Here is a 12,824-nt window from a genome sequence, read left to right on the forward strand (position 1 = left end):
GGAAACCCGCAAGTGCGTCCTCGCGCCTTCCATTCCATGGCGGCAATGATCGATTCCACGTCGCGCCCTCTCTTGAGAGATGATCAGAGATCGTCTACGGTTATTTTTGAAATAGACGCATGAAGCGGCGTGGGAGGAGCGTGCATGCCAGAAACTCAGAAGCAACGCCTGGGACCTGAAGGCACCGTGCCCTCTCATGATCCGCGCCCGCGGCGCGCCTCGGATATGGGGCGTGCCGTCGATCTGTCGCCAGTGTCTTTGGAGAGGGCCTTGGCGCTCGGACGCATCCAGGCCGCCTACCAGCCTATCGTCGCCTTGGATAGCGGCACAGTGATCGCCGAAGAGGCCTTGGCCCGCTGGATCACGCGCGATGGGTCGGCACCTGTCACGCCCTAGGCTGGGTGCGGAACGGCGCCTGGGATTACGCGGTGTATCAAGGCTCGTGGCGGGTCGCCCAGGATATGCATGCGCTGGCCGTATCTGCCGGTGTGTTCGACATACCCTTTGACTTTCCGATCACCCCATTCAGGGGCCCGGCGCCAGTCATAGGCGATCCCCCACCTGGGATTCTTGATGTGCCTATCAAAGATTTGAGCACACCCGTTTCGTGAATGGCCGAATTGTAGGCCAATCGCGCCAGACTGTTGCGACACGCCATCCGGTTATTGCGGACGAGCCCCTTGCGCGCAGGAAAAGCGCACGGCTCGCCCGCAGGACACCCGTGGACAACCCCCTCTTTGTGGGAGCTTGTACCGCCTTGCGGGCCGTGACTCATGCACTGCCATCAGTCGTTACATGGAGGCCACGCATGAGGCCCGGACATCGTGAGCGACAAGCGCCACCTCTTATGCCTTACCTAGACGAGCTTCGTAATACCAACGTGGACATGTAAAACATATCGAGCATAGCAGTATGAAGCCCCCAATCACACCGATCTTCCCCTCAGCCATAATTGCGCCGACGACGGCGGAAGACGGGGCGTTGGATAAGTCGATGGCAAGCGCCCCTATCCCCATAAGGACCGCGAGTGCCGTCACGATTTGTCGCATGGTCGCCAGGGCTCGTGAGTCGCCCAGCCGAGGTGTCGTGTCCTCCAGAAACATATGAAGTTCATACATGGATGCCACGCAGAGAAATCCATAGGCACTCGCCACGAAGGTGCACAGCGCCATAAAACCTTGGCACGTTTGTGTTGTGGTGTTTGCAAGGAGTGCTATGGCTGGCGCAGCTGCCACGGCTGCCGCGCCCAGCATGTCTTGTCTGTAGACTGCGAAATGGTGGTGCGTACGCAAGGTTGTGTCGAGCACGATGAGTTCTCCTTGGTGTATGGCAGTGTAAGTAAATAAAGGTATCATTCTCGGGGCCATTGCGGTATCCTGCGCAAGCATGAGTACGGTGCCGGAATTGAAGCGGAAGTTTCGGTCTGTGTGGTCGCATTTGGACGAGGTACGGTGCCGGAATTGAAGCGGAAGTTTCGGTCTGTGTGGTCGCATTTGGACGAGCGCACACGCCGCCTTGTAGCGGCCAATGAAGCGCTGAGCCTGGGGTATGGGGGCGTCTCTCTTGTGCACCACGCCTGCGGCCTGTCACGGAAAGCGATCGCCAAGGGTATCCGCGAAATCCAGGGAGGGGATCAGCCGCTGGTGGGCCGCGTCCGACGACCAGGGGCGGGCCGCAAGTCCCTCACGCAGTCCGATCCCGGTCTCGTGCCCCGCCTCGAAGGGCTGATCGATGCGCAAACGCGCGGGGACCCCGAGTCGGCCCTGCGATGGATCTGTAAGAGCACGCGGGCGATTGCCCAAGAACTGAGCCAGCAAGATCACCCGATCAGCCACATGACGGTCGCACAGATCCTGCACGACCTCCACTACAGCCTGCAGAGCAATCGCAAGACCGAGGAGGGTGCCGATCATCCGGATCGCGATGCCCAGTTTCGCTACATCAATGCCGCCGTCAAGAAATGCCTGAGACAGGGCACGCCCGTGATCTCAGTGGACACCAAGAAAAAGGAGCTCATAGGAAACTATGATAACCCGGGCCAACAATGGCTCCCGGCGAAACGGCCAAAACTCGTGCAAGGTCACGACTTCCCCGGTCCCGAAGTACCCCGCGCCTATCCTTATGGTATTTACGACATCGGCCGCAATGCCGGTTTTGTCAACGTGGGGACCGATCATGACACCGGGGAATTTGCCGTCGCCTCCATCCGCGGGTGGTGGCGCCAGGAGGGCCGGCGCCTGTATGCGGGGGCGAAGACAATCCTGATCACGGCCGATGGCGGCGGAAGCAACGGATGGCGGCTACGGCTGTGGAAGCTGGAATTGCAGAAATTCGCCGATCAGACCGGGCTCTCCGTGGCCGTGTGCCACTTCCCTCCCGGCACGAGCAAATGGAACAAGATCGAGCATCGGTTGTTTTCCTTTATCTCGTCTAACTGGCGCGGAGAACCCTTACGGGACTACGAAACGATCGTCAACCTCATCGCCAAGACCACCACAGCAAAGGGATTGAAAGTCACTTGCCGATTGGACCGCCGCAAATACCCCGTCGGACGCGAAATCACCCAGGCGCAGATGGGGCGCGTCAATTTGGAGCGCAACACGTTCCATGGCGAATGGAACTACACCATCAAACCGCACATAAAGGGTAGTTGAGACCTTTATTTTCTTACAGCGCCTATCCATTGGAGGCTGATAGTCTCGTATTATAGGTTATGGTGGCCAGGGAGGGCTCCCGCTTATGGGGATACTGGGGCGGAGGAGACTGATATGGGTGTATGGACGGGTTATGGGGACATCCGATGTATAGAGAGGGTAGGCGGCGGTGGGCAATAGGGGAGTCTCGTGGCGGGTTGTCTCTCTGGCGCCTATCGGGCGACGCCGATTCTCCCAGCCGGCTTCCCGTCGATGGCCCGAGAGACTATGCGTGTTCGGAACATCAGCGATCGCGGCAATACATGCCTCATTGGGCCGCGCCCATTATAACGAGGACAGGTCCCTGGCGGCCAAGCCGATCTCCTCCTGGGGCCTGTGGCGGTGTCTAACGTGTGATCTCAGCTCGTGAGGTGGCGATAGATATCCGATATCTTCAAGGGGAGCTTGCGCACGTCATCGATCTGTACATAGTTGGCGGCCCCGTACATGTGCGGCAGATAATCGCGCGCGTCGGTGTCGATGGTGATGCAAAAGGCGTGGATATCGTCGCGTTTGGCCTCGAGCAGCGCCTGACGCGTGTCCTCTATGCCGTATTCGCCTCGGTAGCCGTCATAATCATCGGGTTTACCGTCTGACAGGGTGATGAGGAGCTTGGTGCGTGCCTCCACATTGTTTAGCAGGCCGCAGAGGTGGCGGATCGCAACCCCCATGCGTGTATAGTCCTGGGGCTTCATGCCGGTGATACGCGCGCGGACCCTGTCGTCATAGGGGTCTTCGAAGCGCTTCACACGATACATCTCGCAGCGCTTGCGCGTGATCCCCGAAAACCCGTAAATGGCATAGCGGTCCCCCAGGATCTCCAGGGCCTCGCACAGCAGCACCAGTGATTCCCGCTCGGCGTCGTTGATCCAGCCCTTCGTCGATCCGCTCATGTCGACCATGAACATGACGGCGATATTGCGCGCGAAACGCCGGTTACGCAGAAACAGTCCGTCGGGAAGTTCGCGACCCGAACGCAGCTCCGCGAATCCCTGGACCAGGGCGTCGAAATCGATGTCATCACCGTGTTTCTGGCGCCTCTGGGTGGCGTTTTCCCCGCGCAGCGCCTCGAATGTCTTGCGTAGCCGCGCGGCGAGGCCGGCATATTTCCGTAAGGTCTCCGCGACGAACGGTTCATTCACGGGATGGACATCGAGTTCACGCAAGACACACCACTCCTTGCGGTAATGCTGGCGCTTGTAATCCCATTCGTTGTAATGAAAAGCGCCCTCTTCGTGATAGGTCCCCTTCCAGACGTCTTCCGGTTTGCGGGTGTTTTCCCTCGCGTAGGCCCCGTCGCCGGCGGCCACCAGATATTCGTCTGGGATATCACCGAGGTCCTGGACGATGGATTGCATCAGGGCGCGCACGTCCGGTGGCGGGACCAGTGCCTGGCCATCCAGGAAAAGGGTGGGGTCCTGGCGGCCGCCCTCGTCCCTGTGAACGGCAAAGCGCCGCTCGTCCGGGGCGGTCGTTTTGCCCTCCAGGATCGTCTTCAAGGCGTTTTGCAGCGCCGCGCGTTCCTGTTCCAGGCGTCCGGCGAGCGCCGTGGCCACCGCCGCCGGGTCGAGCGCCCCCTGGTAGAGCCGGGGCCTGGGCACGGGTTCCCCGTAAAGGGCGGCCACGGCCTGATAGGTGTCGTCAACGGTGGCGCCGGCCGCCTCGAGCCGGGCGATCCAGGATCTCCATGAGGCCGGTGCCGGCGGGCGCGCCTCGAGGGCGCAGAGTTCCCGGTAGAGCCCGGGCAGCTCGCGCGCGAGGCAGGCGTCGAGGCGCATGGTCTCCAGGGCATGAAAGAGATCGCGGGCATAGGCCGGGTCCGGCAACGACTGGCAGCATTCCAGGAGGCGGGTGGGGTGGTTGCCCGGAAACGTACCAAACCAGGTCTGTGCCCAGAGATGGGCGGCCAGGACCTTGTAGAGGCGCAGGTTCTCGGCGCGCGTCGGCAATACCGCGATCACCGCCGGGAGATAAATGCGCGCGGTGTCGGTAAAGGCGGACTCCCCCGTTTCGAGCTTGAGCGGCCTTCCGGAAAGCGCCTGCAAAAAGAGCTCAAGGACCGGCCCAACCTCCTCCAGGGTCACGGCGCGGGCGCGCTGCGCGCGCGCCGCGGCAAAGGCCTCGACCTCGCTCAGGGCGGTGATGGCCGGATAAAGCCCCATCTTGTCGTAGACGTCCATGGCCTGGATGATCCAGGCCTCGGCGTCATTCACGGCCATGCGCTTTAGGCCCTCGGCCGCGCGATTGGCAAAATGAAAGGCGAGCTCGGGATTGGTCTTGGCGATGATGGCGATCCAATGACGGGCGAAATCCTGCTGGTCCCGGGCAAGCTGTGCGAGCGTGGCCGCGGCCGCCCGGCTGGTGCGACGCAATGACAACGCGGCATCGAGCTCTTCATCCAGCCAGTCCTCGAGCTCGGAGGCGGTGAAGGGCCTAAGATCGGTCATCGCGATCGCCTCCCCGGGCCGCGGGATGGGCCGGTGCTTGCGGCCCTTTTCTGCTACTCTTCAGGCCATGGACATCATCTTTTATCATCGTTCCGATTGTCACCTCTGCGAGGACATGGCGCGCGCCCTGGCGCCGCTTGCCGCCGAGCTCGGTGTGGCCGTCCGCGCCGTCGATATCGAAAGTGATCCGGACCTCGAGGCGCGCTACGGTCTCAAGGTCCCGGTATTGGTTCATGGCGGCACCGAGATCTGTTGCTATCGCCTCGACGAGCGTGCCGTGCGCGGGGCGGTGGCTGCTAAAAAAGCGAGGCGCTGAGCTCATGGATGGCGGCCAGCATCTCCGGGTCGTCGGTGAGGGCCTGGGCAACCGCGCCCCGGCACGCGGCTACCGGGCTTATGCCGGACACCATGAGCTTGGCGGCGTGCACGAGCAGGCGCGTGCTCGCACCCTCCTCCAGGCCGCTGCCCTTGAGATTGCGTGTCATCGCGGCAAACTTGACGAGCTTGCCGGCGATGTCGTCCCCCACCCCGCTCTCGTGGTCGACTATGCGTTTCTCAAGCTCGGCGGACGGGTAATCGAATTCGAGCGCCACGAAGCGCTGGCGAGTGCTCTGCTTTAAGTCCTTGAGCACGCTCTGATAGCCGGGATTGTAAGAGATCGCCAAGGCGAATTCGGGGGGCGCGCACAACACCTCTCCGGTCTTCTCGACGGGCAGCACCCGCCGGTCATCGGCGAGGGGGTGGATGACGACCGTCGTATCCTTGCGGGCCTCGACGATTTCATCCAGATAGCAAAGGCCGCCGATGCGTACCGCCCGCGCCAGCGGGCCATCGACCCATACGGTATCGCCGGCGGTGATCAGATAGCGTCCCACGAGGTCGGAAGCCGTGAGATCGTCGTGGCAGGAGACGGTCACGAGCGGACGCTTCAAGCGCCACGCCATATGTTCCATGAAGCGCGTCTTCCCGCAGCCCGTGGGACCCTTCAGCAAAACGGGGATCTGATTGCGGTAGGCGCTCTCGAACAAAAGAATCTCGTCGCCTTGCGGTTCGTAATATGGCTCCTTCGTCACGAGAAGGGCTTCAGCTTTCACAACACCTGGCTCCACGTGTCCCTCGTTTATCGCGGCACTGACCCGACTACAGTATGCCAAAAGCATCCGACAATCCAAAAAGCGATCGACGGCCCGGCCATTCAAGGCGGGATGGCTATCTCCTAATGCGCGCATATGCCTGCAGGCGCCCGCCATCCGCGACAGACGCGCCCGGCCATAAAGAGTTCCGACTTCTTCGTTCGGTGTTCCGTGCGCCATCGCTTTACATAAGGGAATTGCTGTTGACGACCGCAGCATCTCTCTCCACAATACTATCGATCATATTCGTTTATCATGACAGCGTGGGGTCCCACCCGCGCGAGCAGCACGGCCGATCGAACCGGCTCTCGTCTACGCGGCATCTTATGGCGCCATAGAAAGTTTCTAACCATGGCCCTAGCTCTTGCGGGCCTCTTCGGCGTATAACGTGGACGGCCCCCGTCCGGCGCGAGCCGCGGCTGGCTTTAGCGAACGCCACCCCTGAGGAGATCGCTTAATGGCGGACGTAGTTGCAACACATGAGACCATCGTGGTGGTCGGTGGCGGCATCAGCGGAATGACCGCAGCCGTCGAGGCCGCCGAAACCGGCAAGAACGTCATCCTGCTCGAACGAGCGCCCTCGCTCGGGGGCCGCGTCAACCAACTCTATAAGTATTTCCCGAAATTGTGTCATCCGACTTGCGGCATGGAGATCAACCTTCGCCGCCTGCGCGCCAACAAGCGCATCAAGGTCCTGACTTTGGCCGAGGTCTCGAAGGTGGAGGGACGCGCGGGCGATTACAAGATCTCCGTTACCCTCCATCCCCGCTACGTGAATGACAATTGCACCGCCTGCGGCGCCTGCGGCGAGGCGGTTTCCGCGGAGATCCCAAACCCCTTCAACTACGGAATGAGTCGCATGAAGGCCGCCTATCTACCTTCGCTCATGGCCTATCCCCAGCGCTATGTCATCGATCCGTCCATATTGGGAACCCCCGACGCCGACAAGGCCCGGGAAGCGTGCAAGTACGGCGCCGTCGATCTCGACATGAAGGCGGAGGTGGTCACTTTAAGCGCTGGCGCGGTGGTGTGGGCGACAGGCTGGCGTCCCTATGATGCCAGCAAGATTCAGCCTTACGGCTATGATCGCTTCGATAATGTCATCACGAGCGTCGAGTTCGAGCGGTTGTCGGATCCGCGGGGCCCCACGGGAGGGCGTATCGTCCGTCCGTCCGATGGTAAAGAGGCCAAGAACGTGGCGTTTATCCAGTGCGCGGGGTCTCGCGACCGCAATCACTTAAAGCATTGCTCGCGCATCTGCTGCATGGCCTCGTTGAAGCAGACGACCTATATGCGTGAGCGTTTCGGCGATGAGGCACAGTCCACTGTTTATTACATCGACATCCGCGCCATCGACCGCTTCGAAGATTTTTATCAGAAGGTGCAGGCCGATTCGACGGTGCATTTCGTGAAGTCCAAGGTGGCCAACATCACCGAGGACGAGGCGACGGGTGACGTCATATTGCACGGGGTCGATACCGAGGGTTATCACCGCTATGACAACCGCCATGACCTGTGCGTATTGGCGATCGGCATGGAGCCAAGCGTGGACATCAAGGCCATCGCCGATGTCGCGGTCGATGCCAGCGGCTTTATCGAGATGGGCGCGACGGATGGTGGCCTGTTCGGTGCCGGATGCGCGGCCAACGCGCTCGATGTAAACCGGTCGGTGCAGAGTGCCACGGCAAGTGTCTTGCGCGCCGTGCAGGTGGTGAACCGCGTGGCGAAGGCGGAGGGTTAGGACATGGCGGACATGAAGATCGGCGCTTACGTATGTCAGGGCTGCGGCCTGGGTGAGCGTCTGGATACCAAGGCCCTCACTCTGGTCGCGCAAAAGGAAGGCAAGGCGCACGTCGTGCGCGAGCACGAGTTCCTGTGCAACAGCCAGGGCGTGGCCATGATCCAAAAGGACATCGACGAGGGCGTAAACCGCGTCGTGATCGGCGCGTGCTCGCGCCGCGCCAAGGCCGAGGCCTTTGGTTTCGAGAATGTCGCGGTAGCACGCGTGAATCTGCGCGAGCAGGTCATATGGTCGCAGCCGGCCACCGAGGAGGCGCGTGAACTGACCCAGGAGATGGCCGCGGATTACATGCGCATGGGCTGCGCCGAGGCGAAAAAGGTCCAGGCCCCGGTCCCGAACCCCGAGCACGGTACCAACCGGCGCGTGCTGGTGGTCGGCGGAGGCATTACCGGCATGACCGCGGCGCTCGAGGCATCGCGCGCGGGCTATGAAGTCCTGCTGGTGGAAAAGACCGGGGCCTTGGGCGGCTTCATGGCCAAGCTTCATCGGCGGATTCCGTACCGCGAGCCATTTGCCGATCCGCAGGCGACCGGCGTGGAGGCGCTGGCGGCGGCGGTGGCGCAGGAGCCCCGTATCACCGTGTTCCTCAACTCCACCACCACGCGCACGAGCGGCGCCCCGGGCCGGTTTAGCGTCGATATCACGACCGAGAGCGGCCAGACCCAGACCGAGAATGTGGGCGCCATCGTCATGGCGAGCGGCTTTACGCCCTATGATGCGAGCAAGCTGCCGGAGCTTGGTTACGGCAAGAGCCAAAACGTCGTCGATCAGGCGGGCCTTGAGACATTGGCGCGCACCGCTGCCGCCAAGGGCGAGCCGATGCGCCGGCCTTCCGACGGGAAAGAGATCAGGAGCGTGGTGTTCGTCCAGTGCGCCGGTCAGCGCGATGCAACCGGGACGCATCTCAAGTACTGCTCCGGCCATTGCTGCAATACCAGCATAAAGCAGGCGATGTATTTCAAGGAACAGAACCCCGATATCGACACGGCCATCATCTACACCGACTTGCGGACGCCCGGCAATGGCGAGGATTTCTACCGCAGCGCCCAAAGAAAGGGTGTGATCTTCACCAAGGGCAAGGTGGCGTCGGTGGATGTCGATTCAAGCGGTTCGGCCGTCGTTCATTTCCATGACCTCATCCTGGACGACAAGGCGGCGACCATGAAGGATGTCGATCTGGTCGTCCTGGCCACGGGCCAGGTCCCGAATTCCGGGGTCAATATCGATATCCCGGCCGGTGCCGAGGATGTCGACGCAGGCAAGCCCGCCGAGCAGGCCGTGTCGGTCCTGAATCTCACCTATCGCCAGGGTCCGGACGTCCCGCAGCTCCGATACGGTTTCACGGATTCGCATTTCATCTGCTTTCCCTACGAGACCCGCCGGACCGGCATCTATACCGCCGGACCGGTACGCCGGCCGATGGATATCGCGCAGGCGGTGGAGGATGCCACCGGGGCGGCGCTGAAGGCCATACAGGCCGTGGAGAACGCCGGTCTCGGGCGTGCGGCCCATCCCCGTTCGGGCGACTTGAGCTATCCGACCTTCCGTCGCGAGGGCTGCACGCAGTGCAAACGCTGCACGGTCGAGTGTCCGTTCGGGGCGATCGACGAAGATGAGCAACGCTACCCGCAGTTCAATGAGGGGCGCTGCCGGCGCTGCGGCACATGCATGGGCGCGTGTCCGGTGCGCGTCATCTCGTTCGAAAACTACTCGATCGACAGTGTCGGCTCGCAGATCAAGGCGGTGGACGTCCCGGATGAGTTTTCGGAAAAACCACGCATCCTGCTGCTGGCCTGCGAGAACGATGCCTATCCCGCGCTCGACATGGCCGGGGTGTCGGGACATACCTCGAGCGCATTCATCCGGACCATACCGGTCCGCTGTCTCGGTTCGGTCAACATGATATGGATCACCGACGCCTTGAACAGCGGCTATGATGGCGTGATGCTGATGGGGTGCCGGCACGGTGACGAGTATCAGTGCCATTTCGTGAAGGGGTCGGAGCTCGCGAACTATCGGATGAGCAAGATCGACGATACCCTGAAGAACCTGAACCTGGAGAAGGATCGCGTCCGGGTGCTCGAGGTCGCCATCGCCGATATCGGGAAGGTCCCGGAACTCATCAACGATTACGCCGCCAAGATCCAGGAAATCGGCATGAGTCCGTTCAAGGGTTTCTAGGAGGCACCAATGGGCGATATCAATACGGCAATGACGGAGCAGTATCGCAACAACTTCCTGAAGGAAGTGGAGGCGAACGTCGAGGAAGGCCAATGGGTCAAGATGTGCATGCAGTGCGGGGTCTGCTCCGGCTCGTGCCCGCTCGGCCCCGCCTGGGAGCACCCGCCGCAGGAAATCTTCATGATGATCCGGGCCGGGCGCCGGGACGAGGTGTTGAAGAGTGAATCGATGTGGATGTGCACGTCCTGCTACAACTGCATCGTGCGCTGCCCGCGCGAGCTGCCGATCACGCACATCATGCATGGGCTCGCCAATTATGCCCACAGGCTCGGGCTTGCCCCGAAGATGAACCCGACTCGGCGCTTTGCCAAGATGTTCTGGAATAACCTGACGAAGTCGGGGCGCGTGAACGAGATCGAGCTGTCCGTGGGGCTCTATTTCATGGATGGATTCAAGACCGGGGTGGCACGGGCGTGGGCCATGAAGGATATCGGCCTCGGCATGCTGAAGACCGGTCGCCTGAACCCCCTGGGTTTCGTGACCCACAAGGGGTGCAAGGACAAGAAGGGCATCCATAAGATGTTGAAGAAGGCCCGGGAGATCGAGGATCGGCGCAGGGGCTTTGCCGCCTAAGAGGGGTTCGTATGGCCAGAAAAGAGTATTCGTTCTACCCAGGCTGCTCGTCGGAGCGGCTGACTTCCGCCTCGAACTATATGGTGTCGGTGGAGGCGATGTGCAAGAAGCTTGACGTCAAGCTAAACGAGATCCCCGACTGGAATTGCTGTGGCGCGTCGATCGGCTACGCCGAGGGCGGCGAGTTGCCGCGCCATGTGATGAACGCGCGCAATCTGGCCATCTCCGAGCAGGCCAACAAGGGCCAGGATATCGTGGCCACCTGCGCGGCCTGTTGGCTCGGGGCGAAGGAGACCAAGGATCGGCTGGCCGAGGATAGCGATCTGCTGGCCGAGACCAACGAGGCCTTGCGCGAGGCCGGCATGAATCTCCAGTACAAGGGTGAGCAGGAAGTGCGTCACATGGTGGAGGTCCTGATCGAGGACCTGGGCTACGACGAGCTGAAAAAGCCGGTGGTGAAGTCACTCGAGGGCATCAAGTTCGCGGGCTATGTGGGCTGCCAGACGAATCGCCCGTTCGGGATCGCGGGCGAGTCGTTCGAGAACCCGAAGTACCTCGACCGGCTCGTCGAGATCGTCGGCGGGGAGCCGGTCGAGAAGTATGATCAAAAGGTGACGTGTTGCGGTGGGGCGCTTGCGTTCTCGGAGCCCGAGAAGAGTCAGGCCCAGATCAAAAAGATCATCGAGTCGGCCTACGACCATGGCGCCGATATGATCGTGACCCCGTGCCCGGTGTGTCAGATGAATGTCGAGGTCTATCAGGGGCAGATCAACAAGCGCTACGGGACCAAGTTCAACATCCCCGTGACCTACTATAGCCAGCTGATGACCGTGGCCTATGGCGGCAGCGCCAAGGAGGCGGGCCTGAACGGTCAGATCATTCGCGCCCACAGGCTCGAGGAGATCGCCGCCAAGGCGGTGCGCTGATCCTCCGCGCGTGCCGCCCTTGCGGCATCCCCGTGCCGCGCCCGTATGGGGTACGGCGCGGGCCTAGGTCGGCCGGGGCCCCCGAGGCTCCGGCGTCTTTTCGGTGGGTAGCAGCAGCGAGGCGGCCGGGACGTCGAGGGCCGCCGCGATCCGTCCTATGCAGTCGATGCCAATGTTGCGCCGCCCACGCTCCAGATCACTGACATAAGCGCGGTTGACGCCGCTCATGGCGGCGATATCCTCTTGCGTGAGGCCCCGGGCGTGTCGGGCCCGCCTCAGATTGATGGCAAGGTAGCCGCGCTCGACGGTGTGCGTCATCCCCAAAGTCTATTGTAGATGCAAGCGTATTGGCAAGGCCGGCGCGGGCGCCTTTTTGTAGACTCACGCCATGGAAACACTGGCCAAGCGCCTGCGCTACGCTCGGGAGCGGATGGGCCTTACGCAATCCGAGCTCGCGAGGCGTGTGAAGCTTCGGCCGCAGGCCATTCAGTTCATCGAGGCCGGTCATGTGCGCCGGCCGCGTAGTGTCGTAGAGATCGCCCGCGTCCTCGGCGTCAATGCCGAATGGTTGCTGCTCGGTGAGGGGGCAGTCGATGTCGCCATCCGCGAGACGCCCGCCGGATACGAGGGGGAGGCCGCCTTGAGCGACGAGGCGGTGGCCGTGGCGCGTCTGTGGATGGCGTTGCCGCAGGGCCAGCGTGTCGCCATGAAGGAGACCCTCGTGGCCTTGCTCAAGGCCGGATCCTGACGGTCGGTCCGGAGCGGACGCCAAGGAGTTCCTGCAGGATCATCGTCCACGCGGCGGCGATAGGCCAAGCTCATATCCGCCGCCCCATGATCAGTACGCGTCCTTGGGTGGTTTCGCCCGCCCGTGCGCATGGGCGCGTTGCGGCATGGCGGTGGGATTTTGGCGTAAGGGCCAGCTGAGCCCGCGTTCCCGCTATCCTGCCGCCCGCCCTGGCCTGTTTTCGCGTAGACCCGCGTGGACGGGCGTGGTTCAAGACCGAAGG

11 protein-coding genes are annotated in these 12,824 nt (G+C 62.1%); 8 read left to right on the top strand and 3 right to left on the bottom strand.

The genetic code is table 11. The features are described from left to right. Positions 1-144 precede the first annotated feature (144 nt). Entirely contained in the window at positions 145-396 is a 252-nt protein-coding gene (locus C4901_RS01510; protein WP_110135821.1) for an EAL domain-containing protein, read from the top strand. Between the two features lie 1,055 nt (positions 397-1,451). Beyond that, positions 1,452-2,654: an ISAzo13 family transposase gene (locus C4901_RS01520; protein WP_110135823.1), complete on the top strand. Its 1,203-nt coding sequence runs from the start codon at positions 1,452-1,454 to the stop codon at positions 2,652-2,654. Between the two features lie 398 nt (positions 2,655-3,052). Here C4901_RS01520 and C4901_RS01525 read toward each other — a convergent pair whose 3' ends face one another. After that, entirely contained in the window at positions 3,053-5,140 is a 2,088-nt protein-coding gene (locus C4901_RS01525; protein WP_110135824.1) for a nitric oxide reductase activation protein NorD, read from the bottom strand. Positions 5,141-5,207: 67 nt separating this feature from the next. Here C4901_RS01525 and C4901_RS01530 point away from each other — a divergent pair, with 67 nt between their 5' ends. Beyond that, positions 5,208-5,456 carry a glutaredoxin family protein gene (locus C4901_RS01530; RefSeq protein WP_110135825.1) on the top strand — a complete coding sequence of 83 codons (249 nt, stop codon included), beginning with the start codon at positions 5,208-5,210 and terminating at the stop codon, positions 5,454-5,456. On the opposite strand, the gene C4901_RS01535 is transcribed toward C4901_RS01530, so the two are convergent. After that, the gene (locus C4901_RS01535) at positions 5,437-6,213 is read right to left on the bottom strand and encodes a CbbQ/NirQ/NorQ/GpvN family protein (RefSeq protein WP_240611807.1); all 777 of its coding nucleotides are present in this window, start codon (positions 6,211-6,213) and stop codon (positions 5,437-5,439) included. The genes C4901_RS01530 and C4901_RS01535 overlap by 20 nt on opposite strands. Positions 6,214-6,730: 517 nt before the next feature. On the opposite strand from C4901_RS01535, the gene C4901_RS01540 reads away from it, so the two are divergent. The 4 genes from C4901_RS01540 to C4901_RS01555 are packed head-to-tail and all read left to right on the top strand — an operon-like array spanning position 6,731 to position 11,814. Continuing rightward, a complete protein-coding gene (locus tag C4901_RS01540; RefSeq protein ID WP_110135826.1) occupies positions 6,731-8,014 on the top strand; it encodes a CoB--CoM heterodisulfide reductase iron-sulfur subunit A family protein in 1,284 nt (427 codons plus the stop codon). Between the two features lie 3 nt (positions 8,015-8,017). Beyond that, on the top strand, positions 8,018-10,255 hold the full coding sequence (locus C4901_RS01545) for an FAD-dependent oxidoreductase (RefSeq protein WP_110135827.1): 2,238 nt from the start codon (positions 8,018-8,020) through the stop codon (positions 10,253-10,255). Between the two features lie 9 nt (positions 10,256-10,264). After that, positions 10,265-10,888, top strand: coding sequence for a 4Fe-4S dicluster domain-containing protein (locus tag C4901_RS01550; protein WP_205736127.1), 624 nt, complete (start codon positions 10,265-10,267; stop codon positions 10,886-10,888). Between the two features lie 11 nt (positions 10,889-10,899). Then, positions 10,900-11,814, top strand: coding sequence for a CoB--CoM heterodisulfide reductase iron-sulfur subunit B family protein (locus C4901_RS01555; protein ID WP_110135828.1), 915 nt, complete (start codon positions 10,900-10,902; stop codon positions 11,812-11,814). A gap of 63 nt (positions 11,815-11,877) precedes the next feature. On the opposite strand, the gene C4901_RS01560 is transcribed toward C4901_RS01555, so the two are convergent. Beyond that, positions 11,878-12,132: a helix-turn-helix domain-containing protein gene (locus C4901_RS01560; protein WP_110135829.1), complete on the bottom strand. Its 255-nt coding sequence runs from the start codon at positions 12,130-12,132 to the stop codon at positions 11,878-11,880. A 70-nt stretch (positions 12,133-12,202) separates the two neighbouring features. Between C4901_RS01560 and C4901_RS01565 the strand changes: the two genes are divergently transcribed. Continuing rightward, positions 12,203-12,562, top strand: a complete 360-nt coding sequence (locus tag C4901_RS01565; RefSeq protein ID WP_110135830.1) for a helix-turn-helix domain-containing protein — start codon at positions 12,203-12,205, stop codon at positions 12,560-12,562. The last annotated feature ends 262 nt before the right edge of the window (positions 12,563-12,824 follow it).

It is taken from the genome of Acidiferrobacter sp. SPIII_3 (assembly GCF_003184265.1).
GTDB lineage: Bacteria > Pseudomonadota > Gammaproteobacteria > Acidiferrobacterales > Acidiferrobacteraceae > Acidiferrobacter.